The 26,655-nt window shown below is 66.2% G+C and carries 29 protein-coding genes; 16 read left to right on the forward strand and 13 right to left on the reverse strand.

The window, feature by feature from the left end; all coding sequences use genetic code 11:
• Window positions 1-10: 10 nt before the first annotated feature.
• From F9K07_RS00935 to F9K07_RS00955, 5 genes are all read left to right on the forward strand, one after another.
• A complete protein-coding gene (locus F9K07_RS00935; RefSeq protein ID WP_159588490.1) occupies window positions 11-601 on the forward strand; it encodes a TetR/AcrR family transcriptional regulator in 591 nt (196 codons plus the stop codon).
• A gap of 111 nt (window positions 602-712) precedes the next feature.
• Window positions 713-1,420: an SDR family oxidoreductase gene (locus tag F9K07_RS00940; protein WP_159588492.1), complete on the forward strand. Its 708-nt coding sequence runs from the start codon at window positions 713-715 to the stop codon at window positions 1,418-1,420.
• Window positions 1,421-1,431: 11 nt separating this feature from the next.
• Window positions 1,432-2,817 carry an MATE family efflux transporter gene (locus F9K07_RS00945; RefSeq protein ID WP_159588494.1) on the forward strand — a complete coding sequence of 462 codons (1,386 nt, stop codon included), beginning with the start codon at window positions 1,432-1,434 and terminating at the stop codon, window positions 2,815-2,817.
• Window positions 2,818-2,839: 22 nt separating this feature from the next.
• Entirely contained in the window at window positions 2,840-3,256 is a 417-nt protein-coding gene (locus F9K07_RS00950; RefSeq protein WP_159588496.1) for a PaaI family thioesterase, read from the forward strand.
• A 127-nt stretch (window positions 3,257-3,383) separates the two neighbouring features.
• A complete protein-coding gene (locus F9K07_RS00955) occupies window positions 3,384-3,785 on the forward strand; it encodes a DUF4148 domain-containing protein (protein WP_159588498.1) in 402 nt (133 codons plus the stop codon).
• Here F9K07_RS00955 and F9K07_RS31545 read toward each other — a convergent pair.
• Entirely contained in the window at window positions 3,768-3,926 is a 159-nt protein-coding gene (locus F9K07_RS31545; RefSeq protein ID WP_201451499.1) for a hypothetical protein, read from the reverse strand. The two genes, F9K07_RS00955 and F9K07_RS31545, sit on opposite strands and share 18 nt — an antisense overlap.
• Here F9K07_RS31545 and F9K07_RS00960 point away from each other — a divergent pair.
• Window positions 3,925-4,545 (forward strand): 3'-5' exonuclease, encoded by a 621-nt coding sequence (locus F9K07_RS00960; protein WP_201451500.1) that lies wholly within the window; start codon window positions 3,925-3,927, stop codon window positions 4,543-4,545. The two genes, F9K07_RS31545 and F9K07_RS00960, sit on opposite strands and share 2 nt — an antisense overlap.
• Here F9K07_RS00960 and F9K07_RS00965 read toward each other — a convergent pair.
• Window positions 4,521-5,015: a hypothetical protein gene (locus tag F9K07_RS00965; RefSeq protein WP_159588502.1), complete on the reverse strand. Its 495-nt coding sequence runs from the start codon at window positions 5,013-5,015 to the stop codon at window positions 4,521-4,523. The genes F9K07_RS00960 and F9K07_RS00965 overlap by 25 nt on opposite strands.
• A 168-nt stretch (window positions 5,016-5,183) precedes the next feature.
• Between F9K07_RS00965 and F9K07_RS00970 the strand changes: the two genes are divergently transcribed.
• A complete protein-coding gene (locus F9K07_RS00970; protein ID WP_159588504.1) occupies window positions 5,184-6,281 on the forward strand; it encodes a 3-deoxy-7-phosphoheptulonate synthase in 1,098 nt (365 codons plus the stop codon).
• A gap of 5 nt (window positions 6,282-6,286) precedes the next feature.
• A complete protein-coding gene (locus tag F9K07_RS00975; protein WP_159588506.1) occupies window positions 6,287-7,312 on the forward strand; it encodes a patatin-like phospholipase family protein in 1,026 nt (341 codons plus the stop codon).
• Window positions 7,313-7,325: 13 nt separating this feature from the next.
• On the opposite strand, the gene infA is transcribed toward F9K07_RS00975, so the two are convergent.
• From infA to F9K07_RS01015, 8 genes are all read right to left on the reverse strand, one after another.
• The gene (gene infA, locus F9K07_RS00980; RefSeq protein ID WP_159588508.1) at window positions 7,326-7,580 is read right to left on the reverse strand and encodes a translation initiation factor IF-1; all 255 of its coding nucleotides are present in this window, start codon (window positions 7,578-7,580) and stop codon (window positions 7,326-7,328) included.
• A 32-nt stretch (window positions 7,581-7,612) separates the two neighbouring features.
• The gene (locus F9K07_RS00985; RefSeq protein ID WP_236581767.1) at window positions 7,613-7,843 is read right to left on the reverse strand and encodes a hypothetical protein; all 231 of its coding nucleotides are present in this window, start codon (window positions 7,841-7,843) and stop codon (window positions 7,613-7,615) included.
• Window positions 7,844-8,263: 420 nt separating this feature from the next.
• Complete coding sequence (gene minE / locus F9K07_RS00990) at window positions 8,264-8,524, reverse strand: cell division topological specificity factor MinE (protein ID WP_159588510.1); 261 nt, start codon at window positions 8,522-8,524, stop codon at window positions 8,264-8,266.
• Between the two features lie 3 nt (window positions 8,525-8,527).
• Window positions 8,528-9,343: a septum site-determining protein MinD gene (minD, locus tag F9K07_RS00995; protein WP_159588512.1), complete on the reverse strand. Its 816-nt coding sequence runs from the start codon at window positions 9,341-9,343 to the stop codon at window positions 8,528-8,530.
• A 47-nt stretch (window positions 9,344-9,390) separates the two neighbouring features.
• Window positions 9,391-10,173: a septum site-determining protein MinC gene (minC, locus tag F9K07_RS01000; protein ID WP_159588514.1), complete on the reverse strand. Its 783-nt coding sequence runs from the start codon at window positions 10,171-10,173 to the stop codon at window positions 9,391-9,393.
• 408 nt (window positions 10,174-10,581) lie between these two features.
• On the reverse strand, window positions 10,582-11,220 hold the full coding sequence (locus F9K07_RS01005; RefSeq protein WP_159588516.1) for a Spy/CpxP family protein refolding chaperone: 639 nt from the start codon (window positions 11,218-11,220) through the stop codon (window positions 10,582-10,584).
• Between the two features lie 236 nt (window positions 11,221-11,456).
• A complete protein-coding gene (cueR, locus tag F9K07_RS01010; RefSeq protein ID WP_159588518.1) occupies window positions 11,457-11,963 on the reverse strand; it encodes a Cu(I)-responsive transcriptional regulator in 507 nt (168 codons plus the stop codon).
• A gap of 4 nt (window positions 11,964-11,967) precedes the next feature.
• Window positions 11,968-12,165 carry a heavy-metal-associated domain-containing protein gene (locus F9K07_RS01015; protein ID WP_159588520.1) on the reverse strand — a complete coding sequence of 66 codons (198 nt, stop codon included), beginning with the start codon at window positions 12,163-12,165 and terminating at the stop codon, window positions 11,968-11,970.
• Window positions 12,166-12,307: 142 nt separating this feature from the next.
• Between F9K07_RS01015 and F9K07_RS01020 the strand changes: the two genes are divergently transcribed.
• Both F9K07_RS01020 and F9K07_RS01025 read left to right on the forward strand, forming a co-directional pair.
• Window positions 12,308-14,635: a heavy metal translocating P-type ATPase gene (locus F9K07_RS01020; RefSeq protein WP_159588522.1), complete on the forward strand. Its 2,328-nt coding sequence runs from the start codon at window positions 12,308-12,310 to the stop codon at window positions 14,633-14,635.
• A gap of 246 nt (window positions 14,636-14,881) precedes the next feature.
• Window positions 14,882-15,481: a hemerythrin domain-containing protein gene (locus F9K07_RS01025; protein ID WP_159588524.1), complete on the forward strand. Its 600-nt coding sequence runs from the start codon at window positions 14,882-14,884 to the stop codon at window positions 15,479-15,481.
• A gap of 3 nt (window positions 15,482-15,484) precedes the next feature.
• Here F9K07_RS01025 and F9K07_RS01030 read toward each other — a convergent pair whose 3' ends face one another.
• Window positions 15,485-16,843, reverse strand: coding sequence for an aspartate aminotransferase family protein (locus F9K07_RS01030; RefSeq protein WP_159588526.1), 1,359 nt, complete (start codon window positions 16,841-16,843; stop codon window positions 15,485-15,487).
• Window positions 16,844-16,960: 117 nt separating this feature from the next.
• Between F9K07_RS01030 and F9K07_RS01035 the strand changes: the two genes are divergently transcribed.
• On the forward strand, window positions 16,961-18,181 hold the full coding sequence (locus F9K07_RS01035) for a YbfB/YjiJ family MFS transporter (protein WP_159588528.1): 1,221 nt from the start codon (window positions 16,961-16,963) through the stop codon (window positions 18,179-18,181).
• Here the strand turns inward: F9K07_RS01035 and gstA are convergent.
• Window positions 18,178-18,783 carry a glutathione transferase GstA gene (gstA, locus tag F9K07_RS01040; RefSeq protein WP_159588530.1) on the reverse strand — a complete coding sequence of 202 codons (606 nt, stop codon included), beginning with the start codon at window positions 18,781-18,783 and terminating at the stop codon, window positions 18,178-18,180. The two genes, F9K07_RS01035 and gstA, sit on opposite strands and share 4 nt — an antisense overlap.
• Before the next feature lie 220 nt (window positions 18,784-19,003).
• On the opposite strand from gstA, the gene speB reads away from it, so the two are divergent.
• Window positions 19,004-19,933: an agmatinase gene (speB, locus tag F9K07_RS01045; protein WP_159588532.1), complete on the forward strand. Its 930-nt coding sequence runs from the start codon at window positions 19,004-19,006 to the stop codon at window positions 19,931-19,933.
• A 5-nt stretch (window positions 19,934-19,938) separates the two neighbouring features.
• The gene (locus tag F9K07_RS01050; protein ID WP_159588534.1) at window positions 19,939-21,252 is read left to right on the forward strand and encodes an NAD(P)/FAD-dependent oxidoreductase; all 1,314 of its coding nucleotides are present in this window, start codon (window positions 19,939-19,941) and stop codon (window positions 21,250-21,252) included.
• Between the two features lie 7 nt (window positions 21,253-21,259).
• Here F9K07_RS01050 and pdxR read toward each other — a convergent pair whose 3' ends face one another.
• Window positions 21,260-22,744: a MocR-like pyridoxine biosynthesis transcription factor PdxR gene (pdxR, locus tag F9K07_RS01055; RefSeq protein ID WP_159588536.1), complete on the reverse strand. Its 1,485-nt coding sequence runs from the start codon at window positions 22,742-22,744 to the stop codon at window positions 21,260-21,262.
• A gap of 113 nt (window positions 22,745-22,857) precedes the next feature.
• Between pdxR and F9K07_RS01060 the strand changes: the two genes are divergently transcribed.
• The 3 genes from F9K07_RS01060 to F9K07_RS01070 are packed head-to-tail and all read left to right on the forward strand — an operon-like array spanning window position 22,858 to window position 26,503.
• Window positions 22,858-23,652, forward strand: coding sequence for a gamma-glutamyl-gamma-aminobutyrate hydrolase family protein (locus F9K07_RS01060; protein ID WP_159588538.1), 795 nt, complete (start codon window positions 22,858-22,860; stop codon window positions 23,650-23,652).
• A gap of 31 nt (window positions 23,653-23,683) precedes the next feature.
• The gene (locus tag F9K07_RS01065; RefSeq protein WP_159588540.1) at window positions 23,684-25,051 is read left to right on the forward strand and encodes a glutamine synthetase family protein; all 1,368 of its coding nucleotides are present in this window, start codon (window positions 23,684-23,686) and stop codon (window positions 25,049-25,051) included.
• 12 nt (window positions 25,052-25,063) lie between these two features.
• Window positions 25,064-26,503, forward strand: a complete 1,440-nt coding sequence (locus F9K07_RS01070; RefSeq protein WP_159588542.1) for an aspartate aminotransferase family protein — start codon at window positions 25,064-25,066, stop codon at window positions 26,501-26,503.
• Window positions 26,504-26,655 lie beyond the last annotated feature (152 nt).

A 26,655-nucleotide genomic window follows, 5' to 3' on the forward strand; every position in this document is an offset into this window, starting at 1 on the left:
CCATTGCGCCATGGAAATCGCACCCAACCGCAAGGCTTTGACCCACGAACGCATCGTCGACGCCGCTGCACGCGCCATACGCCGCGCGGGTTTTCAGGGGGTGGGCGTGGCCGACATCATGAAGGAAGCGGGCCTCACACACGGTGGCTTCTACGCCCATTTCGCCTCGCGCGACGCCTTGCTGGCCGAAGCGCTGGTGCACGCCGGGCAGCAAGGCGCGGCCCGCATCGCCAAAGGCAACGCCATGCGCGAAGCCAAAGGCGCCAGCCCGTTTCGGGCGCTGGTCGAAGGCTATCTGTCCGACGCCCACCTGAGTGGCACCGAGAAAGGCTGCGCCGTGGCGGCGCTGCTCTCGGAGATGCCACGCCAGTCGCCCGATGTGCAGGCCGCTGGGGTAGAACGTGTGCGCGGTCTGGTCGCCATGGTCGAGCGTGCATTGCCCGACAACGCCACCTCTGGCACGGCTACAGCCATTGCCAGCCAGCTGGTGGGCGCACTACAACTGGCCCGCGCCCTCGGCGACAACGCCGAAGGCAAGGCCTTTCTGGCCCACAACCGCCGCGCTCTGATTGCACAGCACGATGCGGCTTCGGCTGGCTGACCATGCCCGCACTTTCCCGCGGGGGTTTTTTTGCCCTTAAATATGACGGCCATCATATTCAAGGGTTCATCTTCCCACTGGCCTGACGCTCAACCCGGAACCTGCCCAACCATGAAACTTCACAACGCCACCGTTCTCATCACGGGTGCCAACCGCGGCATCGGCCAGGCTTTTGCCCGCGAGGCCTTGGCGCGCGGCGCGCGCAAGGTCTACGCCGGCGCGCGCGATCCCTCCCGTGTGACCTTGGCCGGCGTGGAGCCGGTCGCGCTCGACGTGACCAACGCCGATCAGGTCGCGGGCGCCGCACGCCAATGCGGCGACGTGACACTGGTGATCAACAACGCTGGCATCGCGAACTTCGGCGGCTTCCTTGCCGAAGACAGCATCGAATCCATGCGCCACCACATGGAGACCAACGTCATCGGCATGCTGCGCGTGAGCCAGGCGTTTGCCCCGGTGCTCGCGTCGCACGGCGGCGGCGCGCTGCTGAACGTGCTGTCGATCGCGAGCTGGATCAGCTCGCCCACGCTGTCGGTGTACGGCGCGAGCAAGTCGGCCGCGTGGGCCATCACCAATGGCCTGCGCATCGAGCTGCGCGGGCAGGGCACGCAGGTGCTCGGTCTGCACATGGGCTTCGTCGACACCGACCTCACGCGCGGCATCGAGATGCCGAAGTCGACGCCTGAAGACATCGTGCGCCGCGCATTCGACGGGCTGGAGTCGGGCGCAGTGGAAGTGCTGGCCGACGATCTCACACAACAGGTCAAGCGCGGCCTGTCGGCGGAGCCCGCGGTCTACCTGGGCGCGCCGCGCGGCTGATCGGCACCACCATGAGTGCTGTCCTGCCAATCGACGCGGCGCGCCCCGACCCCGCCCAGAGCCGTGTGCAGCAAATGTTGCACGCACCCTTGCTTCCCACGCTGTTCCGCCTGGCCACGCCGAACGTGCTGGGCATGTTCGCGATGACCATCGTGATCGGCTACGACGGCTACATCCTTGGCCTGGTGGGCGCGGACGCGCTCGCCGGCATCGCGCTGGTATTTCCAGTGTCGATGCTGATGCTACAGATGTCGGCCGGCGGTATGGGTGGCGCGACCACCGCCGCCGTGGCTCGCGCGCTGGGCGCGGGCCGCCGCGAGGACGCAAGCCGCCTGGCGCAACAGTCGCTGCTGATCGCGGCACTGTTGGCGCTGGTCTTCATGGGAATCATGCTCGGCGCGGGGCGCGGCATTTTCGCCGCCATGGGCGGCAAGGGTGCCGCACTGGACGCGGCGCTGGCCTATTCGAACGCGCTCTTCGCGGGCGCCCTGGTGATCTGGTTCACCAATGCGCTGGCCGCCGTGGTGCGCGGCGCGGGCAACATGCTGCTGCCGTCGTTGATGCTGGTGGCTACCGCGCTGCTGCACCTGGGTTTGAGCCCGTTGCTCGTGTTCGGCTGGGGCCCCGTTCAGGGGATCGGCGTGGCAGGCGCGGCGATCAGCACGCTCACGGTGAATGCCTTGTCCGCGCTGGTGATGGTGGCCTGGCTGCTGCGCCGCGACGGTGCGGTGCACCTGTGGCGCACGCCGTGGTGGCCGCGCTGGTCGCTGTTGCAAGAGATCCTGCGCGTGGGCTTGCCCGCGTCGCTGAGCCCGGTGATCAGCAACGCATCCATTGCGGTTGCCACGGCCTTCGTGGGCCATTACGGCACGGCGGCGCTCGCGGGCTATGGCGTGGCGGCGCGGCTTGAATACATCCTGGTGCCGATCGCTTTTGGCTTTGGCACCGCTCTGACCGCGATGGTGGCCACCAACATGGGCGCGAACCAGTCGGCGCGCGCCGTGCGCGTGGCCTGGGCCGGCGGCGCGGTGGTGGCGGCCATCACCGGTGCGATCGGTGTGGCAACCGCCCTGGCGCCCGGCCTGTGGATGAACCTCTTCACGCAAGACGCCCAGGTGCTGGCCTTCGGTACCTCGTACCTGAACATCGTCGGCGGCTGTTATGGCTTCTTCGGCCTGGGCCTGGCCTTGTTCTTTGCGTCGCAAGGCGCGGGCCGCATGTTCTGGCCGCTCGCCGGTAGCATGGGCCGCCTCGGGATCCTTGCGGTGGGCGGCTGGCTGTGCGTGCACGTGTTCGATGCGTCCACCAATGTCCTGTTCGCGATCATCGCTGTCAGCCTCGTTGTGTATGGTTCCACGTTGGCCATCGCGATCCGGCTGGACCGTTGGACGCGCTGATTTTTCAAGGAGACCCCAGCCCATGACCGATCCGACCCCCGATTTCAACACCCGCGGCGCCGGCGCGCTGCCAGGCCACCTGGGCCTGTTCTTCTCCCATGTGAGCCCCGCCGAAGTGCGCGGCGAACTCGCGGTGCAGCCTCACACCATGGCGCCCAACGGCTTTCTGCACGCGGGCAGCGTGGTCACCTTGGCTGACACGTCCTGCGGCTACGGCTGCGTGGCCAACCTGCCGAAAGAGGCCAACGGGTTCACCACCATCGAACTCAAGAGCAACCACCTGGGCACCGCGCGCGAAGGCACGATCGACTGCGTGGCCACGCCGGTGCACCTGGGCCGCACCACCCAGGTGTGGGACGCCGTGGTGACGCACCGCGAAACCGGCAAAACGATTGCGCTGTTTCGCTGCACGCAGATGGTGCTGTACCCCAAGGCGTAGCGCGCAACGGCCGGTCTTCTTGTGTGCAGATGTTTCGATCGAAGAATGTTGAATCCAATGGCGGCGCGGGGGCGTATTCAGAGTACCAACCCCGCCGATCCGATCGGCATTTTTCAAAGGAACCGCCATGACATCCGCACGCCTTTCCCTCATCGCCCTGGCCCTCGCCACCGCCTCGATCGGCTCGGCCTTCGCAGCCGACGCTTCTGCGCCGAAGACCCGCGACCAAGTGCGCGCCGAGCTTGCCGAAGCACAGCGCAACGGCACGCTCATCGCCGATGGCATGACCGGCGCCACCTACCGCGATCTGAATCCCGGTCTCTATCCCGCCATGCCCGCCATGTCGATGAAGACCCGCGCCGAAGTAAAGGCCGAGCTGCGCGATGCCTGGGCCCGAGGGGACCTGGTGGCCGACGGCATGACCGGTGCCACCTACCGCCAGTTGAACCCTGGCTTCTACGCCGCACAAACCATGGACGTGCAACCGCGCCCATCGGCCTGGGCCGGGGTATCACAACCCATGCGCTGATCGCAAGCGCCCTCCGGGGCGCTCCACAACAATCTTGTTGTCGGCCGCCATCTTGCGGCTGCGCGCCGACTCATCAGCGACGATCTTGCCGAACTGCTGTTGCGTGGCCTCGTCCCGCTCCGCGCTACAGTGCGTGCCCATGACCCGCATTGCAGTGATCGACTTCGAAACCACCGGCATCTCGCCCGGCCAGGGTGACCGCGCCACCGAGGTGGCGATCGTGATCACCGAGCAAGGGCGCGTGGTGGACCGGTACCAGAGCCTCATGAACGCGGGCGTGCGCATCCCGTCCTTCATCACGCAGCTCACCGGCATCACCAACGCCATGGTGCAAGCTGCGCCATCGGCGGATACGGTGATGCGCGAAGCCGCGCGCTTCGTGGGGGAGGTGCCCATGGTGGCGCACAACGCCGCCTTCGACCGCCGCTTCTGGGAAGCCGAGCTCGGGCGCGCGCAGGTGGCTGCACCCCAGCCTTTCGCCTGTACCGTGTTGCTCTCGCGCCGGCTCTATCCCGAAGCCGCGAGCCACAAGCTGGGTTCGCTCGTGAACCTGTTCCGGCTGCCGCGCACGGGCCAGGCCCACCGCGCGCTGGCCGATGCGGAGATGGCGGCCGAACTGCTCGGCCGCATCCAGCACGATCTGCGCACCCGCCACGGCGTGCACGAACCCGACCACGCCTTCCTCATGGCCCTGCAGCGCTGCACGCGCGCGGCGGTGCCCAAGTTCATCCAGTCTCAGACCACGCGCAGCTTGAACTGAACGATCACCGCGCCATCGACCTTGCCCATCGACGGGATGATGCCGAAGTTGATGCCGTAACGCCGCCCTTCCCAGCTGGCCATGGGAACGGCTGCGAAGAAGGCCCCGCCCCTGGCGTACGAGGGGTAACCATTCATTACGCCCACCGTGCCCCCCACCTTGAACGGACCCACCGTCCAGGGCTGCCAGTTCACGGCCGCGTAGAACGTGGTCTTGCGCACGCTGTTGTCGTAGGCGCCGGCCATATAGGACAGCTCAGGGCTGGTGCGCCATTCGACACCCAGACCCAGGTTGCTTTCGTTGTAGCCACTGTGCCGCTTGAAGTGGCGCGAAAAGCCACCCACGTTGATCCAGACTTCGTTCTGGAAGGCCGCTTCCGGTATCGCAGGCGCACTGGCCGGTGCGGTTTGCGCCACCGCTGCGCCGCTGCTCAGGCCCATTGCCACAAGCACGGGGTAAAAAGCTTTCATGGCTGTCCCTGTCCATCTCCCCCACCATGGGTTCGTGACACCTTGTTTCGGCCAGGCCACACGGGCCTTGAGGCCGCCCATGCCCCAGAATCCACCGTTGCGTGACTTTTTGGACGCTGACAGCCCCAGGGCAGCCCGCCTTGTCACACGGCCGACACCGAAATCTGCATGAAAACCCACACCCCCCACAACATCCACTCCACGCACGACACCACCCGCATCGACGATCTGCGCATTGGCGCGGTGCGCCCGCTCATCACCCCGGCGCTGCTGCAGGAATGGCTGCCCACGCCGGAGGCCACCCAGGCCTTGGTCGAGAGCAGCCGCGCCGCGATGTCGCGTGTGCTGCACGGGCACGACGATCGATTGGTGGTCGTGGTCGGTCCTTGCTCGATCCACGACCACGAGCAGGCGTTGGCCTACGCGCGCCTGCTCAAGGAACAGGCCGGCGCGCTGCAAGGCGAGTTGCTGGTCGTGATGCGCGTGTACTTCGAGAAGCCACGCACCACCGTGGGCTGGAAGGGCTACATCAACGATCCGCACCTGGACGGCACCTTCGCGATCAACGAAGGGCTGGAGATGGCGCGTGCGCTGCTGCTGGACGTGCTCGCGCTGGGCCTGCCAGTGGGCACCGAGTTCCTGGACCTGCTCAGCCCCCAGTTCATCAGCGATCTGGTGAGCTGGGGCGCGATCGGTGCGCGCACCACCGAGAGCCAGAGCCACCGCCAGCTCGCCAGCGGCTTGAGCTGCCCAGTGGGTTTCAAGAATGGCACCGACGGCGGCGTGAAGGTCGCCTGCGACGCGATCCAGGCTGCGCGCGCCTCGCACGCCTTCATGGGCATGACCAAGATGGGTCAGGCCGCGATCTTCGAGACCCGTGGCAACGACGACTGCCATGTGATCCTGCGCGGTGGCGCCCAACCCAACTACAGCGCGGCCGACGTGAACGCAGCCTGTGCCTTGCTGCAGAAATCGGGACTGCGCGAGCAGGTGATGGTCGACGTCTCGCACGCCAACAGCAGCAAGCAGCATCGCCGGCAGATCGAAGTGGCAGCGGATGTGGCCACCCAGGTGGCCGCAGGCGATCGGCGCATCGTCGGCGTGATGATCGAGAGCCATCTGCACGAGGGCCGGCAGGACATTGTGGCGGGGCAAGCCTTGCAAACCGGTGTCAGCGTGACCGACGCGTGCATTTCCTTCGAGCAGACCGTGCCGGTGCTGCAGAACCTGGCCGCCGCCGTGCGCGCCCGGCGCGCGAAAAGCTAGGCGACATGTTTCGCTGGCAACGTCCGCCCACTGTCAACCTCGCCTTGCAAGGCGGCGGTGCGCACGGCGCGTTCACCTGGGGCGTGCTGGATGCGTTGCTGGAGGATGGCCGGCTGCATTTCGAGGGCGTGAGTGGCACCAGCGCGGGTGCGATGAACGCGGTCTTGCTGGCGCAGGGCTTGATGGCCGGTGGTCGGGATGGGGCCCGCGCATCGCTGCAAGGTTTCTGGCGCGCGGTGGCCAACAGCCTGCCGTTCGAACTGGCCATGCCCACCGCCGATGGTGCCGACGTGCGGCTCGCGCCCGGCGTGCAGTGGATGCTGCAGTGGACGCAGCACTTTTCGCCCGAACAACTCAACCCCTTCGACTTCAACCCGCTGCGCACCATCCTCTCGAACCAGGTCGATTTCGAGCGCCTGCGCGCGCACAGCCCGGTCAAGCTTTTCGTGGCGGCCACCCATGTCAACACGGGCAAGCTGCGTCTGTTTCGCGCCCCCGAACTCACGCCCGATGCCGTGCTGGCCTCGGCCTGCCTGCCCACCCTGCACCGCAGCGTGGTGATCGATGGCGAACCGTATTGGGATGGCGGCTATGCGGCCAATCCGGCGGTGTTTCCGCTGTTCCACGAATGCCGCTCCAGCGACATCGTGCTGGTGATGCTCGCGCCCCTGCGGCACGGCACGGCCCCACAAACCGCGTCGGAAATCAAAGGCCGGATGATGGAACTGGCGTTCAACGCCACGTTCCTGCGCGAGATGCGCATGTTTGCCCACCTGCGCGAACGCGCCAGGCGCAGCGGCTGGTGGCGCCGTGGCGATCTCGACCGGCGCCTGGCTGCCACGCACTTCCACGTGATCGAAGCCAGCGCGTTCGTGCACGGACTGAGTGCCGAGAGCAAGGTGGCGGCCAATCTGCGCTTCTTTGAAACGCTGTTTGCCGCCGGACGCGAACAGGGCCAGATGTGGCTCTCGACACACCACGCAAACATCGGCCGGCGCAGCAGCGCCGACCTCGAGGCCTTGTTCTACTGAAACACCCGATCGATCATCGCGGCTTGCGCGGTGCGGAGGGCGCGCGGCCTTCGATGTGGCGGAAATTGATGCGGCCCTTGGTCAGGTCGTAGGGCGAGAGTTCCAGGGAAACGCGATCGCCTGCGAGGATGCGGATGTGGTTTTTCTTCATCTTGCCCGCGGAATAGGCGATCAGTTGGTGACCGTTGTCCAGCGTGACGCGAAAGCGCGTGTCGGGCAGCACCTCGTTGACGATGCCCATCATGTCGATCAGTTCTTCTTTGGCCATGGTGTTGTGTTCCTTTGCGTGAAGTGTATCGGTCAGTTCGGGCGGATGGACTGGCGGTGGGTGTCTTGGACCCAGTCGATGCCCCGTGCAATGGCATATTCCGCCGCCGCGTCGTGTGTGGAGAAGGCGCTGTCGAAGCGCATCACGCGGTCGGTGCAGGCGCTGCCGTGCCCACTCGCAATCGATACCTGCGCGGCGAACAGGCCACCCGGCAAGGAGCGTGGGAAGGCGGCGATACGGTACTTGCCCAAGGTGAGGGGCATGGATCTCGTGTGCGTTGTGTTTGTCGTATGAATCATCAAGAAAATCGGTGGGCCCAGACACGCGGACATAGCCGCAACGTCGGAAAACCCCAAAAAAATAACCTGTGGCAGCCCCAGCGCCGGGGTGCCCTGCCACTTCATCCGGCACCGGCCCAGTGCGTCAGAGCATCGGGTCAGAACCGGCGCACGCGCCACGGCAGGGGCATCGGCGACAAACAGCAGGGAGAAGAGAGGACCACGGTGCCGTGAGAGGGCAGTGTGGTGCGGCGCCTTTCAGGGGCTGGACCAGCAGCCCCTCTGCCGGGGGCACTTGCGTGCGTCGTGGCGGTAAAGCTGGACGCGGCTGGTCGCTCAAGGCGACTGCGCATTATAACGGCCCCGGCTCGATCGTGTGTAGGGCGAGTCCAGGCGCCCATGACATTACTTGCGATCGGGCAGCTCGATCTTGACCTCGAGCACGTCCAGGTTGTCCTGGCGGTCGAGCTGGACCTTGATGTCGTCCGGGTTGATCTTGATGTATTTGCCGATCACCGCCACCAGTTCGCGCTGCAGCGACGGCAGGTAGTCGGGCTCGGAAGCACTGCGCCCGCTGCGCTCGTGCGCCAGAATGATCTGCAGCCGTTCCTTGGCAACGCTGGCGGTTTTCTTCTTCTCTCCCAGGAGGAATGTGAGCAGGGACATGCCTTACTTCCCCCCGAACAAGCGCTTGAAGAAGCCGGTTTTTTCGGCTTCGACAAAGCGCATGGGCTTTTCCGCACCCAGGAAACGGTCGATCACGTCGCTGTAGGCATTGGCCACGTCCGTGCCCTTGAGGTGGATCGCAGGCGTCCCCTGGTTGGAGGCGGTCAGCACACTCTCGCTCTCCGGAATCACACCGATCAGCTTGATGCGAAGGATGTCCTGGATGTCTTCGAGCGACAGCATCTGGCCATCGGCCACGCGGTTGGGGTTGTAGCGCGTGATCAGCAGGTGTTCCTTGATCGGCTCCTTGCCCTCGATAGCCCGCTGTGTCTTGCTGCCCAGCATGCCCAGGATGCGGTCGGAGTCGCGCACGCTGGAGACTTCGGGGTTGGTCACCACGAGTGCTTCGTCGGCATAGTGCATGGCCATGAGTGCACCGGCTTCAATGCCAGCAGGCGAATCGCAGACGATGTACTCGAATCCCATCTCGGCCAGATCGGTCAGCACCTTGTGCACGCCTTCCTGGCTCAGCGCGTCCTTGTCGCGTGTCTGGCTGGCGGCCAACACGAATAGGTTCTCGCACTGCTTGTCCTTGATGAGGGCCTGGTTCAGGTTGGCTTCGCCCTGGATGACATTGATCAGGTCGTACACCACACGGCGTTCGCAACCCATGATCAGGTCCAGGTTGCGCAAGCCGACGTCGAAGTCGATCACGGCGGTCTTGTGGCCGCGCAGGGCCAGGCCGGACGAGAAGCTGGCGCTGGTGGTGGTCTTGCCCACACCGCCCTTGCCAGACGTGACGACAACGATTTTGGTCATGATGACGGTCCTTCTGTTCGAAAAATGAAGCGGCGGGTGGATGGATCTCAGACGCCCAGAGCGTCGATCACGAGTTTGTCATCGCCCTCGGGTCCGGGGACCAGGCGCACCTGGGCGGTCTTGCCCAGCACGGATTCGGGCAAGGGCACTTCGCTGGTGCGGTAGATGCCCGCGATGGAAATGAGCTCGGGCGCCATCGAGAGCGCAAAGATGCGCGCGTCGCCATTGCCGCGCGCGCCGGCAATGGCTTTGCCACGCAGGGGCGCATACACGTGGATATGGCCATCGGCGATGACTTCGGCACCCGGATTGACCATGGCCATGACGACCAGATCGCGGCCCCGTGCGTACACCTGCTGGCCCGAGCGCAAAGGCTTGTCGATCACGAGCGCACCGGGCGGTGGCAGCGGTGTGGGCGCGGGTTCGGCCTGGGCCACGGGCGCGGACGCCACGGGTTCGAAAGGGACTGGGGCTGGCGCGTTGCGGTAGATGCTGGCGTCCGGTGCGTTCGTCAGGCCGGCGGCCAAGGCCAACGAAGTCTGCTCGATCGTGCCACCACGCACTGCCATCGGCACCAGCCGGTATTCGCGCAGCAAGGCTTGCAGGGCGCCAAAATCGGGCAGGGCGTTGGCTTCGGCGACGTTCAGGGGGTGGAGGTCGATCACCACCGGGTCGTGATCGAAGAAATCGGGCATGTCGCCAAAGCGTTGGGCCATCTCCCGGGCCAACAACTCGAGATTGGACGACTTGAGCATCAGCGCCACCAGTGGCAGGTGGGCGCTTTTGATTTCAAACGTGCTCGGTGCGGTACCTGCTAAGGCGACAGACATGGGCGACAACAGATCCAAAAACAGGCCAGCGGCAGGAACTCGGGCATGGCCGGTCGCGCTGTGAAGCGGCGGATCTTACCAGCCGCCTCCGGCCGACGTTCAAAGCAGCCCGGCGCAGGTGTCAACGCATGTTTCAAGACCGTGGCGGCGAAGTTTTGCACAAATCTGTGTATAACTTTTTAATAAAGACAAAGATATCCACAGATTTGTGGATGGGTCCCAGGTTGTCCCCATTCGCGAACGCGCCCGCCAGTGCGCTTCACACACACTTGGCCGCATCCCAAGTCTTTGATATTCAAAGAAAAAGGGCGCTTGTCCACACAGAACAGCGCCCTCTACTACTACTGCTATTTTTAAATAACAGTATTTATAAAGAAGTCAGAAACCCCTTTTTGCCTTGCGCCAAGCTCAAACCGGGCCGTGCATGCGGTGCTGTTCCACCCCTCCGTGGTGGCGGTGGAAGTGCTTGCCACCCCGCTCGCCGCGCATGCCTGCGCGGTGAAAACCGCCCATTTGCTTGGAATCGAATACTTTTTTCTGCTCGACATCCAGGGACGCATAGAAGCTCTTGATCGCGTCAACGCGTTGGGCCATGGCCGCGTCACGCTGGGCTTTCAGTGCCTGCATGCGGTCCAGGCGTTGGGGCGTGGTCAGTTTCGACCAGTCTTCGCGCGGCGCGGGATGTGCCGCGCGGGCTTGGGGCTGCGGCTGTGTCCGGGCCAGAAAGGCGTTCCAGGAAGCTTCCTGCTCGGGCCGCAGCTGGAGTTCTGCCTTGAACGCCGCCTGGCGTTCGGCCATCTTCTTCTGCATGTGGGCCAGGCGTTCGGCGCGTTTCTGGTCGCGCTGTTCGGGTGTGAGACGTTTGGGTTTTGGAGCGGGTGGCGTGGCGGCCGGGGTGTTGGCCTGGGCGAGCACGGTGATGGTGGGGGCTGTACCTGTCGATGCGGGTTGCACCACGGATGCCTGCACCAAGGCCGTGGCGGAGATGCCGACCAGGGCGGTGGCCAGCGTGGCGGCGAGCAGAGCGCGTTTCGGAAGCTTTGTCATGGGAACTCCTGGTGACACGTGGGTTGAAGAACCTCCACGAACACGGCGTTGTCGGGTTGCGGAGTGGCTTCAGTGTCTGGCGCTGCTGTTTCCGTCCCGTGCCGTCATCGTGGCGGGTACGTAAAGTTTCTTCCCGCTTCTTGCAGCAAATGTGCAAGCGGCGGTCAAATATTCGGACGGTTGGGATGCACGGTCGGCGCCGGCCCGTATCTCTTTGCAAACGGCGAGAGTTGTTGCTATGCGTATCGGCGTAAGCCTTGCTCCGGGTGCGGGCCCGCAGGTTGCTCCAGATCGTCCAGGATGGGGCAGTCGGGCCGGTCGTCACCCGGGCACAGGTGCAGCAATTGGTCCAGCGTGCGTTGCATGGCCTGTAGCGCTTCGATGCGCTGGGCGAGTTCGTCCAGGTGTTTTTGCGTGATGCGTTTGACGCTGGCGCTGCTGCGCCGGCGGTTGTGCCACAGGCTCACCAGTTCGGTGATGGCGTCCAGGCCAAAACCCATGTCGCGCGCGCGGCGGATGAAGCGCAGCGTGTGCACATCGGCCAGCTGGTACTGGCGGTAGTTGCTCTCGGTGCGCGGCACGGCCGCGAGCAGGCCCAGGGATTCGTAGTGGCGCAGCATCTTGGGTGAAATGCCACTGAGCTCGGCCGCCTTGCCGATGCTGACCGGCCAGCGGATCAGCGCATCGCCAGGGTCGTGCTCTTCGTTTCGTGCCCGCGAACGCGGGGATCGTTCGCTCGGCATGGCGTCAAGCCGCCACCTGGTAGCCTTCTTCGCGGATCGCTTCGGCCAGGGCCTCGCGCGTCTGCGTCGACTCCACCTCGACATGGTTCTGGCTGCGGTCGATCTGCACCTGCGCTTGCGGATCGAGCAAGCGGATGGCCGTGGTCACGGATTTTTCGCAGTGACCGCAGGTCATGCCTTGCACGTTGAACACTTGTTTCATGGCGATGTCCTTCCAGGGGTTGTTGAATGATGGAGGCATTGTGATCCTTGACATGGTGTCAAGGTCAAGCGTTCCAAGTGCCATCACAGTTCGCTACAAGCGGGCTTGACCTTCCCATGGTGGTAAAGCTTATGCTGGTCACATGAACACGATCACTGCTTCCACCGACACCGGTGAGTCCCTCCCTACCTATCCACCGACCCAGATCGATCTGGGCATCGGCGGCATGACCTGCGCTTCTTGCGTCACGCGGGTGGAAAAGGCCTTGCGCAAGCAACCGGGCGTGAGCGATGCGACGGTGAACCTGGCCACCGAGTCGGCGCGCGTGACTTTGATCGGCGTGGACGAGACCGAGTCGCTGGCGCGCATCAAGCGCGCGGTGCGCGATGCGGGTTACGAGCCGCGCGCGCTGGAAGCGATGGACGCGGACGATCAGCACCGCGTGATGGGCGTGCCCCGCGATCTGTGGCCGGTGTTGGTGGGCGTGGTGCTGTCGGCGCCACTGGTGTTGCCGATGGTGGGGGACCTGCTGGGCCGGCACTGGATGTTGCCGGCCTGGATCCAGTTCTTGCTGGCCACGCCGGTGCAGTTCGTGCTGGGCGCGCGTTTCTACCGGGCCGGTTGGCACGCGCTCAAGGCGCGCACGGGCAACATGGAATTGTTGGTGGCGATCGGTACCACGGCGGGTTGGGCCTTGTCGACCTGGTTGTGGTGGCGCGCCGAGGCGGGTGCGGTGCCGCACCTGTACTACGAAGCCTCGGCGGTGGTGATCACGCTGGTGTTGCTCGGCAAATGGCTGGAAGCACGCGCCAAGCGCCAGACTACCGATGCCATTCGTGCCCTGCATGCCCTGAGGCCCGAGCGTGCGCACCTGTTGCCCGATGGCGTTCGCCGTACCGAGTTGGCCGACGTGGCGGTCGACGAGTTGCTGGCGGGTGATGTGATCCGTGTACTGCCTGGCGAACGGTTCGCGGCCGATGGCACGGTGGTGCAGGGCAGCACGCAGGCCGATGAATCGATGCTCACCGGCGAGGCCATGCCGGTGGCCAAGGCGGTAGGGGATGCGGTCACCGGCGGTTCGCTCAACGGTGAAGGTGCGGTGGACGTGCAGGTGCGAGCCACCGGTGCGCAGAGTGTGCTGGCCCACATCATCGGCCTGGTGCAGGACGCGCAGGCCGGCAAGGCGCCGGTGCAGCGCATGGTGGACCAGGTGGCCGCGGTGTTCGTGCCGGTGGTACTGGGCATTGCGCTGATCACCTTGCTCGGTTGGCTGTGGAGTGGAGCGCCGATGGAAGACGCCTTGCTGCACGCGGTCGCGGTGCTGGTGATCGCCTGCCCGTGTGCGCTGGGCCTGGCCACGCCAGCGGCCATCATGGCCGGCACCGGGGTGGCCGCGCGCCACGGCATTCTGATCAAGGATGCGCAGGCCCTGGAGATCGCACACAAGGTCGACACCGTGGTGTTCGACAAGACAGGCACTTTGACGCAAGGCCGTCCGCGCTTGCTGGTCATCGAGGCCGCGGAGGGTGTGGACGAAATGGCGGTGCTGAAAACGGCCGCGGCCTTGCAGGCGCAGAGCGCGCATCCCTTGGCACGGGCGGTGCTGGATGCGGCTGCCTCGCGCGCGGTCGAGGTTTCTGCCGATGCCGCGCGCGATGTGCGGACGGTCTCTGGCCGGGGCAACCAGGGTATCGTGAATGGCGCCTTGCTGGCCCTGGGCAGCCTGCGCTGGATGGACGAGCTCGGTGCCCAGCTGGGCCCTCTGCAAGCACGCGCACAAGCTTTGCAGCAAGAAGGTGCCACCGTGTCGGTGCTGGCGAGCGAGACTCCCGGGGAGGCCACGGGTTGGGTGCCGCTGGCGCTGCTGGCTTTCGGTGACGAGCCCAAGACCCATGCGGCCCAGGCGCTGGCGGACTTGCGTGGCCAGGGCATGCGCCTTTTCCTGGTGTCAGGCGACAACGAGGGAGCGGCGCTGGCCATGGCAAAACGCCTGGGATTGCACGCGGAGCAGGGTGAGGTGATCGCCGAAGTGCTGCCGGGTGACAAGGCCGCCGTGGTGCGCCGGTTGCGTGGGGCGTCGACCGGCGAACGCACGCACACCGTGGCCATGGTGGGCGATGGTGTGAACGACGCCCCCGCGTTGGCCGCGGCCGACGTGGGCATGGCAATGAGCCACAGCCAGGGTGCGAGCGCCGATGTGGCGATGCATGCCGCCGGCATCACGCTCATGCGCGGAGACCCGATGCTGGTGGCGGCCGCGCTGGACGTTTCGCGGCGCACGGTGCGCAAGATCCGGCAGAACCTGTTCTGGGCCTTTGCCTACAACGTGGCGGGCATCCCCCTGGCGGCACTGGGTTTTCTGAGCCCGGTGGTGGCGGGCGCGGCGATGGCACTGAGTTCGGTGAGCGTGGTGGGCAACGCGCTGTTGCTCAAGCGGTGGAGGATGAAAAACACCCCCCTGCGCCGCTGACGCGGCTTCCCCCCTCTCTGGCGCGCCTTCGGCGCTTGGAGGGGGGACGGCAGCTCGGGCCGGCGTAGCCGTCCCTCGATGCCCCTGGGTTCAGGCACGCGCGCCGGAGGCGGGATGGCAGCTGTTCCCAGAGCCAACGGAGCCGGACCTTCGATGCCTCTGGTACACGGATACGACAGGTTCTTGACGCACATCAAGGTGCTGTGCGCACCTGGGCGCGATGCTTCGGGGAAGCCGGAGACATCGATGACCACACACCTGACCTTGCGCGTCATTCGCGACGAACATGCCAGCCTGAGCGCGATGCTGCGTTCGTTCGTCCAGATGGTTCGGCTGGGGCCGGACATGAATGCGGAGAACGGCAGTGAACGCTTCTTCGATGCCCTGCGGGCGATGCTGTTCTACATCGACGCGTTTCCCGAAAAGCAGCACCACCCCAAGGAATCGAATCTGCTCTTTCCACGCCTGGCGCGGGTAGCGCCTCATGTGATGCCGGCCATCGAACGGCTCGAGCGCGAGCACATGACCAGCGAGGCGCGCGTGCGTGACCTGATGCACCTGCTCATGGCCTGGGAGTACATGGGGGATTTGCACCGCGCGGCGTTCGAGAACGAGGCGATCCGCTTCGCCAACTTCTACCTGGAACACATGTGGCTGGAGGAAACAGAGTTGTTTCCCGTTGCCGAACAGGCGTTGACCGATGACGACTGGCGTACGCTGGACCACGCGTTCGCGCAGAACCGGGACCCCTTGAGCGTGGGGATGCCCCGTGACCCGCAGTTCGACCGGTTGTTCACCCGCATCGTGCGGCGTACGCCTGCGCCCTTGGGTCTGGGCGCGACCTGAGGGTCAGGCTAGCGCGGCCAGGAGTTCATCGAACGCCCGAAGCAAGCGATCCACATCGGCCTGTTGTGTCGCGGGCGAGACCAGCAGCATGCAGTGAAACGGCGTGAGCAGCACGCCGCGGTTGAGCATGAACAGGTGGGTGAAGACTTCGAGCGCGCTTTGCGCATGCGCCCGCACGTCCTGCGCATTGCGTGGTGTATGGGGCATGAACTGCAGTTCCATGCGCGCGCCCAGTCGGGTGATGGTCCAGGGCATGCTGGCGTGGTCGATGCGACGCCGCAAGGCTTGCTCCAGCGACGCCGCCAATGCCAGCACGTGAGCGTAGTTGGCGGCGCTGTGCAGGTGCTGTAGAGATGCGTCCAACGCCGCCAGCGTGAGGGCATTGCCAGCGAGCGTGGTGCCGATGCCGCTGTGGCCTTCGGGTGCGGCATCCTTCGCGGCCGTCATGCGCAGGGCCATCTGGTGTGTGAAGCCGTAGACCGCGCAGGGCAGGCCACCGGCCACGGCCTTGCCCACCACCAGGAAGTCGGGCGCCAAGCCATGGGCATGCGCATAGCCGCCTCGCGCGGTGGAGATGGTGTGGGTTTCGTCGCACACGAACAAGCTGCCGTGCCGGTGGCACAGGGCGCGCGCGGCATCCCAGAAGTCGGCCGCCGGGGGCACCAGGCCGAAGTTGGTGAGCGCGGGTTCGGCCAACAGGCAGGCCACGTCGCCCTGTGCCAGGGCCTCCTCGAGCGCAGCGAGGTCGTTGAAAGGCACGACGCGGGTGAATTCGGCGTGGTTGTGTACGTTGCCCAGCACGGAAGGCCTGGGCAAGGTGCGCCCCGTGGCGGGGTCCAGGTCGACCAACGTGTCGTCCACCGCGCCGTGGTAACAACCGTCGAACACCAGAACCCGTGAGCGTGCGGTGATGGCGCGGGCCCAGCGCAGCACGAAACGGTTGGCGTCGCTGGCGGTCAGTGCCATCTGCCACACCGGCAGGCCGAACACGTTCTGCAACTGTTCGCCTACCCGCGCTGCGCGGTCGGAGGGCAGCATGCAGGTCAAGCCGAGAGCGGCCTGCTCGGCGATGGCCGTCGCAAGTTCGGGCGGGCTGTGGCCGAACATCGCGCCGGTGTCGCCCAGGCAGAAGTCCGCATAGGCGAGGCCGTCGGCGCAGGTGAGGGTGATACCTTGCGCGGACCGCACGAACAAGGTGGCGGGGCTGGGCCAGTCGCGCATCCAGTGCAAGGGCACGCCAAACAGGTAATGGGCTTGCGCCGCACGGGCCAGCGCCATGGACTTGGGGTGGGTGGCGATGAAGCGATCGCGCTCGGCTTGTTGCCGTGTGGCGGCGCGTTCGTTGAACGGATGGCTCGACATGCCGCCAGCTTACGCGCACGCACGCCGTTCGCGCATGTGGGCCCGAAGCGGATGTTTTGTGCTGCGCGCAACGGGCACCCGTGCGCAAGGCCGTGCGTGTTCCACAATGGACCGCCCATGCCGCACCCTCAACGCCACCCACCCGCCACACCACCCGATGACACGCCCTATGTGCGGCTGGCATTGGCGCTCTCGCTCGGTGCGGCGGTGTCGCTGGGCATCACGCGCTTTGCCTATGGCCTGTTGCTGCCGCCGATGCGCGAGGACCTGGGCTGGAGCTACACGCTGGCCGGTGCGATGAATACCTTCAATGCGTTGGGCTACCTGCTGGGTGCCTTGATGACACCGTGGCTGATGCGGCGCTTCTCGCCCACGGGCGTGTTGCTCACCGGCGCCCTGCTGGCTTCGTTCTTCATGGGGCTGAGTGGTTTCTTCACCGCGGCCTCGCCCCTGCTGGTGCAGCGTGTGTTGGCAGGGGCGGCCAGTGCGCTCGTGTTCATCGCCGGGGGATTGCTGGCCGCGCGCCTGGGGGCGCAACAACCCCACAGAAGCGGTTTTCTGTTGGGCCTCTATTACGGCGGCACTGGACTGGGCATCGTGGTGTCCGCCCTCGGTGTGCCGCCGGTGCTGCATGCCGCATCCGCGCAGCCGCACGGCTGGGCCTGGGCGTGGTGGGCCCTGGCCCTGGTCTGTCTCGTCGCAACGGCGCTGATGGTCTGGCCCGCCAGGGTCCTGGCGTCCCACGCCACCCCCACGGTGGGCATGCAGGCGCACGGGGCCCGGGCATGGCGCGTGCGCGACTTCGGCTTCGGCCTGGCGGGTTACGCCGGCTTTGGCGTGGGCTACATCGGTTACATGACGTTCGTGATCGCGCTGCTGCGCGAGCAGGGCAGTCCGGCCGGTGACATCACGGCGTTCTACGCGCTGCTGGGGGTGGCGGTGGTGGCATCGTCGCGCATCTGGGCGGGCTTGCTCGACCGCCACCGCGATGGCCAGGCCCTGGCGCGGCTCAACGCCTTGCTCGGGACGGCGACCATCGTCCCGGCACTGACCACGAGTGCGCCGCTGTTGCTGGCCTCGGGTGTCGTGTTCGGCGCGGTGTTCCTGTCGGTGGTGGCATCGACCACGGCCTTGGTGCGCCACAACCTGCCGCCCGAGCAATGGGCGGCAGGCATCAGTGCGTTCACGATCGTGTTCGCCCTCGGCCAGATCGTGGGGCCCACGGTGGTGGGCTTCATCGCCGATGGCCCGGGCGGCCTGGCGCGGGGACTGGTGTTCTCGGCCGTGGCGTTGTGGATCGGCGCAGGGCTGGCCACCCGGCAAAAGGCGCTGGTTTAGATCAGGCCTTCGGCCTTCATCGCCGCCTGCACGGCAGGACGCGCGCCAACGCGGGCACGGTAGGCGTTGAGGTTGGCAAAACCGCTGATGTCCACGCCCACGCGCGGTGCCCAGTTGGTGACGGTGAACAGGTAACCATCGGCCACGCTGAAGTTGTCACCCAGCAGGTACTGCTTGCCCGCCAGCTCGGCGTCCACCCACTTCAGGCGTTGGCCCAGCTTGTCCTTGGTGCTGGTTTTCACCTCGTCGGGGGTGGCGGGATTGAACAGGGGTGAGAAGCCCTTGTGCACCTCGGTGCCAATGAAGTTCAGCCATTCCTGCAGGCGGTAGCGCGGCAGCGTGCCGTTGGCAGGGGCCAGGTTTTTCTGCGGCGCCTGGTCGGCGATGTACTGCACGATGGCCGGGCCTTCGCGCAGGCGCTCGCCGTTGTCGAGTTCCAGGAGTGGCACATAGCCCAGCGGGTTGATGGTGTAGTAGTCGGTGCCGTCGGGCAACTGGTGCGTCTTGGTGGGGGCGGGAATGGCTTCGAACCTCAGGCCGGACTCGTGCAGGGCAATGTGTGGCGAGAGCGAGCAGGCGCCGGGGGAGTAGTAAAGCTTCATGGAGTTGTCGTCCTCGGTATGGGCCACCAGGATGGGGCACCTGGTGGCCGATGCTATCCGCGAGTGGCGGGCCTTGCAGGGCCGTGGGGATTGGCAAGCTTGAGTCACCTGGGCCAAACCGGGTGGATGCGCACGCGCTCGACCAATTGGACTCATGGGGTCCGTGGCCGGGCGGTATCGTCGTGCACCTTCCGTGCTCTCACCACCAAGGACGTTTCCCATGGCCCTGGGTCAGTTTGCCTTCGCCAACAACAGCAACCGCTTTCTCGCCTGCGAGCCCTTGGCGGACCAGCCCTTCGCGATCGCGGGTGTGCCCTACGACGGGGTGGTGACGAACCGGCCGGGCGCGCGCTTCGGTCCGCAGGCCATCCGCGCCGCGAGTCTGATGCTGTGCGACGCGATCCATCCGGTGTTCGACGTGTCGCCGCTGTCGCACCTGGGTGACGCGCTCGATATGCGCCTGCCCAACGCCTCGCCGCTGCCCGAGGTGCGCCGCCACATCGAAGAACAGGCCACGGCGCTGATGGCCCGGCACCATTGCGTGTTCCTGGGCGGTGACCACTCGGTCACGCTGTCGCTGCTGCGCGCGGCCAAGGCCCGTCATGGCGGCGAACCGCTGGCCCTGCTGCACTTCGATGCGCATTGCGACACCTGGAGCGACCACTTCGGCGAACCCTCGGGCCATGGCACCTGGACCTACGAGGCCCTGCAGGAAGGGCTGGTCAGTCCCGCGCACACGGTGCAGATCGGCATCCGCTCCAGCGGCGAGCGCGCCGCGCGCGAGTACGTGGCCGATCAGGGCGGACAGATCTTCACCGCGCGTGCCTTGCGGGGGCTCGATGGCGCGGGCCTTCGGCCGGCCATCGACGCGATCCGCGCGCGCATGGGCCAGCGCCCTTGTTACCTCACGCTCGACATCGATTGCCTGGACCCGGCCTTCGCGCCCGGCACCGGCACGCCCGAGCCCGGTGGCATGAGCAGTTCGCAGGTGCTGACCTTGCTGGAAGAACTGGCCGATCTGAACTGGATCGGCATGGACTGTGTCGAGGTGGCCCCGGCCTACGACCACGCCGAACTCACCACCAACGCCGCCGCCACCTTCGTGTGGACCTACCTCGCGGGCCAGGTCTCGAAACGCTTGAAGGCATGACGGGCATGTTCACACGCACGTCGCTGCTCCATTCCGACACCCAGCTCAACCAGCAGAGCTACTACGAGGCCAGTGTGCAGCGGCCCGCGCCATTGCCGCGACTGGGGGCATCGCTGGACGTGGACGTGGTGGTGGTGGGTGCGGGCTTCTCGGGCCTGAGCGCCGCGCTGGAGCTTGCGCAGCGTGGTCTTTCGGTGGTGGTGCTGGAGGCCGATCGCATCGGCAGCGGCGCGAGCGGGCGCAACGGCGGCCAGGCCATCGTGGGCTACGCCAGCGGCATGGGGCCGTTCGAGCAGCAACTGGCCGCGGCCGATGCGCGGCGCGCGTGGGACATGTCGCTCGAAGCCATCGACCTGATCGACGCGCGCATCGCCGCGCACGGCATTCACTGCGATCGGGTCAATGGCTATGTATACGTGGCCGACTCACCGCGCAAGGCATGTGAATTGCACGAGGAGATGGAAGGCCTGACACGGCGTGGCGTGGCGGTGGAGTGGGCCGAGGGCGCCGACGTGTCCCGGCTCATCGACAGCCCGCGTTACCGGGTGGCCGGCCGCGAACAACGTTCCGGACACCTGCACCCGTTGAAGTACGCGCTGGGCCTGGCACGGGCCGCGCAGGCATTGGGCGTGCGCATCTTCGAACAATCGCCGGTGACAGATCTGCAACGCGGCAACACACTGGTGGCGCGCACGGCCAAGGGCCAGGTGAAGGCGCGCTTCGGCGTGCTCGCGGGCAACTGCATGCTGCCCGAGTACGGCCCGCAAGTGGCGCCTGAAATCGCCCCGCGCATCATGCCGGTGGGCACCTACATCGTGGGCACCGCGCCGCTCGATCCCGCGCTGTGCGCGCGCCTGATCCCGGGCAACGCGGCGGTGTGCGACAACAACTTCGTGCTCGACTACTTCCGCTTCAGCGCCGACCACCGCATGCTGTTCGGCGGACGGGTGAGCTACACCACGCGCACACCGTCCCGGCTGGAGGCGGTGATGCGCGAACGCATGGGACAGGTGTTCCCCGCGCTGGCCGGTGTGCCGATCGAATATGTGTGGGGTGGCTTCGTCGACATCAGCATGAACCGCGCGCCCGATTTCGGCCGCCTGGGCGACAACCTGTACTACCTGCAGGGCTTCAGCGGCCATGGTGTGGCACTCACGGGGCTGGCGGGCAAGTTGGTAGCCGAAGCGGTGGCCGGGCAAGCGGGTCGCTTCGACGTGTATGCCGGTCTCCAGCACCGCCGATTTCCGGGTGGGCCGCTGCTGCGCACACCCAGCCTGGCGCTGGGCATGTTGTGGCACCGGCTGCGCGACGTGTTGTAAGCCTTTTTTAGAAGTTGTTCACAAGCTGGGCCAGCAGGGGCCCGCAGCGTTCGATTTCGGCCATGGGCGCATAGCCATAACCGACCACCAGCCCCCGCAGGTCGTGGCGTTGCAGGCAATAGGCCGACAGAGGCCGCACGGTGAGGCCGTGTTGTGCGATGCGTTGCGCCAGCGCCCGGTCGTCGGTGCCACCGGGCAGGCGCAGGCACAGGTGCAGGCCTTGTTCGGCGCCGCTGATGCTCGGTCCCTCGGGGGCGCTGTCGTGCAGCACGGGTTCGAGGGCATCGAGCAGAGACTTGCGCCGCTCGGCATAGTTCTGGCGCGCGCGGCGCAGAGCGCTGGTGAAGTGCCCCATTTCGATGAACTCGGCGAGCGCGGCCTGCACCGGCATCTGGCCCGGGCGGTTGAGGTCGTAGTGGGCCTGCTTGAACGCCGCCACCAGGGGCTTGGGCACCACCAGATAGCCGATCTTCAAGCCCGGGTAGAGCACCTTGGAGAAGGTGCCCATGTAGAACACGCGGCCGTCGGTGTCCAAACCCTCCAGGCTGGAGAGCGGCGGGCCGCTGAAGCGGTATTCGCTGTCGTAGTCGTCTTCCAGCACCCAGGCGTCGTGCGCGCGCGCCGTGGCCAGCAACTGGTGGCGGCGCGGCAGCGACATGACCGCGCCGGTGGGGTATTGGTGCGAGGGCGTGACGTAGATCAGCCGGGGTGTGCGGGTATTGTCGGCGGTGCTGGGGTTGATGCCCTGCTCGTCCACCGCCACCGGGTGGATGGCCAGGCCAGTGGCCATGAAGGCTTTGACGGCACCCCAGTAGGCCGGGTCTTCCACCCACACGGTGTCGCCGTGGTCGGCCAGCAGGCGTGCGCAGAGTTCGAGCGACTGCTGGGTGCCGGTGGTGATGATCACCTGGTCGGCCTCGAGTTGCACGCTGCGGAACACGCGCAGGTAGTCGGCCACGGCGCGGCGCAGCGGTGCATAGCCGCCGGAGTCGTTGTAGTCCAGCATGTCCGGGTAGGTCATGCGCCAGTGCTTGTTCTGCAGACGCTGCCAGAGCGTGAGCGGGAAGGCGCTGAAGTCGGCGATGCCGGGGGTGAAGGGCTGTACCTCGAGTTCGGCGGCACTGAACTGGGTCGCCAGTGCCAGACCACGAGAGGAAAGCCTGTCGGCCTGCGCGGTGACACCCTGGGCGTGGCCGTTGCGCGGCGACCGCCCGGGTGTGGTGCGTGGCACGTTGTCGCTCACATAGGTGCCACTTCCGACGCGGCTGGCCAGATAGCCTTCGACACTGAGCTGGTTGATGGCCGCCACGACGGTGTTGCGCGACAGGCGCAGATCCTGCGCCAGATCGCGGCTGGAAGGCAAGCGCTCACCTGCGCCCAACTTGCCATCCAGCATCGCACGGCGCAGGGCTTCGTAGAGCTGGCGGTGCAAGGGCAGCACATCTTCGGCGCCGAGACGGCTCATCTCGGCCAGGAGGAGTTCAGAGAGCATGGGGTCGCTTCTTCCGGTTCGGCGCTGTCAATTGGCTCCACGGTGTGGGCCTAACTGGCTCTCATTCTGATCCAATTGGCCCCGCACAATGAATGCCATTGTTTGGAGTCCTCATGAACAAGCCGACGTGCATGGTCTGGCTGCCTGCCGACCACCGATTGATGGGCGACCACGGGCACCAGATGCCCTTTTTGCTGCTGGGTGACAAGTACGCCCGCGCGGTCAAGGTCGGGTCGCAGGCCCAGCCCGTGATGTTTCCCCTGGCCGACACCGGTCAGATCAGCGAGCTGCTCGCGCTGGTGGACGGGGTGATGTTGACCGGTTCGCCGTCGAACGTGCATCCATCGCACTTCAACGAAGACGTGGCCGACCCCAGTCTGCCACTCGATGCCGACCGCGACCTGCTCACGCTGGCGCTGGTGAAGGCCTGTGTGCACGAGGGCGTGCCGCTGCTGGGCATTTGCCGCGGCTTCCAGGAAATCAACGTCGCCCTGGGCGGCACGCTGCACCAGCGCGTGCACGAGGTGCCGGGGATGCTGGACCACCGCGAGCCCAAGGCGGCGCCGCCGGAGGAGCAGTACGCGCCGCGCCACTGCATCCGCCTGGCGCCCGGCAGCGTGTTCGAGGCGTGGGCCGGCGGCCAAGCCGAAACACAGGTGAATTCGCTGCACGGCCAGGGCATTGCCCGCCTGGCCGCGGGGCTGGAGCCCTTGGCGCACGCGCCCGATGGTCTGGTGGAAGCGTTTGCCGTGCGCGGGGCGCGCACTTTCGCCTACGCGGTGCAGTTCCACCCGGAGTGGCGCTGCTGGGAAACGCCCTTCTACGCCGCGATCTTCGACGCGTTTGGCCGCGCCTGCCGCCAACGCATGAACCTGCGCCTGCAAGCGGCCGACCTGGCGAGAGCTTGAACACCCCTGACAACCCCAACGGAGATGGCACATGACAGCCCCCCAAAAGATGAACTTCAACGATCTGGAGAACTGGCTCAACCAGCACCGCGTGACCGAAGTGGAGTGCCTCGTCCCTGACTTGACCGGGGTGGCGCGCGGCAAGATCCTGCCACGCGAGAAGTTCACCGAAGACCGGGGCATGCGCTTGCCGCAGGGCATCGTGGCGATGGGGGTGACGGGTGAGTTTCCGGCCAGCGGCCCGTACTACGACGTGATCGAGCCGACCGACCGCGACATGCAGTTGCGCCCGGACCCTGCCACGGTGCGCATCGTGCCCTGGGCCACCGACCCGACCGCGCAGGTGATCCACGACTGCTTCGACCACCAGGGCAAGCTGGTGCCGTTCGCGCCGCGCAGCGTGTTGCGCCACGTGTGCGAACTCTTCGACGCCGAGGGGCTGGAGCCGGTGGTGGCGCCCGAGCTGGAGTTCTACCTCACCGCGCGCAACACCGATCCGAACACGCTGCTCAAGCCACCCATTGGCCGCAGCGGCCGCGCCGAAACCTCGCGCCAGGCGTATTCGATCGACGCGGTGAACGAGTTCGACCCGTTGTTCGAGGAGATCTACGACTACTGCGACAAGATGCAGCTCAACGTGGACACGCTGATCCACGAAGTGGGCGCGGGGCAGATGGAGATCAACTTCTTCCACGCCCACCCGCTGGGCTTGGCCGACGAGGTGTTCTTCTTCAAGCGCACGGTGCGCGAGTCGGCGTTGCGGCACGACATGTACGCCACCTTCATGGCCAAGCCGATCGCGGGCGAGCCGGGCTCGGCGATGCATGTGCACCAGAGCATGCTGAACAAGGCCACGGGCAAGAACATCTTCAGCAACGAAGACGGCACGCCGTCCGAGGCCTTCTACCACTACATCGGCGGCCTGCAGCGCTACATCCCGGCCGCCATGGCGCTGGTGGCGCCGTACGTGAACAGCTACCGCCGCCTCTCGCGCCACACGGCCGCGCCGATCAACATCGAGTGGGGCCACGACAACCGCACGGTGGGCATCCGTTCCCCCATTTCGTCGCCCGAGGCGCGCCGCGTGGAGAACCGCGTGATCGGCGCCGACGCCAATCCCTACGTGGCCATGGCGATGACGCTGGCCTGCGGCTACCTGGGCCTGAAGAACAAGATCAAGCCCAAGCCGGAGATGCGGGGCGACGCCTACCTCTCGCCATACTCGTTGCCGCGCAGCCTGGGCGAGGCGCTGGACTGGCTGCGCCGCGAGACCGACTTGCACGACGTGCTGGGCAAGGAGTTCATCACCATCTACACCGAGATCAAGGAGCTGGAGTTCGACGAGTTCATGAAGGTCATCTCTCCTTGGGAACGTGAACACCTGCTATTGCATGTTTGAAAGAGAAGCGACATGACCCCATCCCCCCTCATCGCCCCGCCCGCGCTCGTGCGCCGCGCCGAGAAGCACGACACCAAGGCCATCCAGGCCCTGGACAGCGCGCATTTCATCCACCCCTTCACCGACCACGGCGATCTGGCCACGCGCGGCTCGCGCGTGATCACGCACGCCGACAACATCTATGTGTGGGACTCCGAGGGCCACAAGATCCTCGACGCCATGAGCGGCCTGTGGTGCGTCAACGCCGGCTATGGCCGCAAGGAACTGGCCGATGCCGGTTACCAGCAGATGATGACGCTGCCGTTCTACAACAGCTTCTTCCAGACCACCAACGTGCCGGCGGTGCAGTTGGCGGCCAAGCTGTCGCAGTTGGCGCCCGAGGTGGGCGGGCGCAAGTTCGAGCATGTCTTCTTCTCCAGCAGCGGCTCGGAGAGCAACGACACCAACGTGCGCATGGTGCGCCGCTACTGGGATCTGCTGGGCCAGCCGCAGCGCAAGGTGATCATCAGCCGCCACAACGCCTACCACGGCAGCACCATGGCCGGCGCGTCGCTCGGTGGCATGGGCGGCATGCACGCGCAGGGCGACCTGCCCATCCCCGACATCGTGCACATCGAGCAACCGTACTTTGCCGAGAACGCCCTGCCGGGCGAGAGCCCGGCCGCCTTTGGCCTGCGCGCCGCGCGCTGGCTCGAAGAAAAGATCCTGTCGATCGGCGCCAACAAGATCGCCGCCTTCATCGCCGAACCCGTGCAGGGTGCTGGCGGGGTGATCATTCCGCCCGACACCTACTGGCCCGAGATCCAGCGCATCGTGGACAAGCACGGCATCCTGCTGATTTCGGACGAGGTGATCTGCGCCTTCGGGCGCCTGGGCCACTGGTTCGCCTACGAGAAATTCGGCTACAAGCCCGACCTGGTGACCTTTGCCAAGGGCGTGACCAGCGGCTACGTGCCCCTGGGCGGCGTGATGGTGGGCGATCGTGTGGCCCAGGTGCTGATCGAGAAGGGCGGTGAGTTCAACCACGGCTACACCTACAGCGGCCACCCGGTGGCCTGCGCGGTGGCGCTGGCCAACATCGAACTGATCGAGCGCGAGGGCCTGGTCGAGCGCGTGAAGAACGACACCGGCCCCTACCTGGCACAGCGCTTTGCCGAACTCAACGACCACCCGCTGGTGGGGGCGGCCGAGACCTGCGGCTTCGTCGCGGGCCTCACGCTGGTCCGGCACAAGAAGCCCTTGCAGGCCTTCGACGAGGCCCTGGGCGTGGGCATGCGCTGCCGTGCGCACTGCTTCTCCCAGGGCCTGATCATGCGCGCCGTGGGCGACCGCATGATCATCGCGCCGCCGCTGGTGATGACGCGCGAGCAGATCGACGACATGATGAAGCTGATCAAACGCTGCCTGGATCTCACGGAGAGCGAGTTGCGCCAGGCGGGCCAATGGCCCTGACAAAACTCGCGCCAGGCACGTGGATGTGCGCACTAGAATGTTTTCCGGCAGTTACAAAGGGCGGCTTCCTTGAGATGCCGCCCGCCCGTCCTGGGTCTGGATATTGCTTGCAACTTCAAGCGCATCCGGCCCCGCCTGTTTGAGTCTTTCGG

It is taken from the genome of Hydrogenophaga sp. BPS33 (genome assembly GCF_009859475.1).
In the GTDB taxonomy this organism is placed as follows: domain Bacteria; phylum Pseudomonadota; class Gammaproteobacteria; order Burkholderiales; family Burkholderiaceae_C; genus Hydrogenophaga.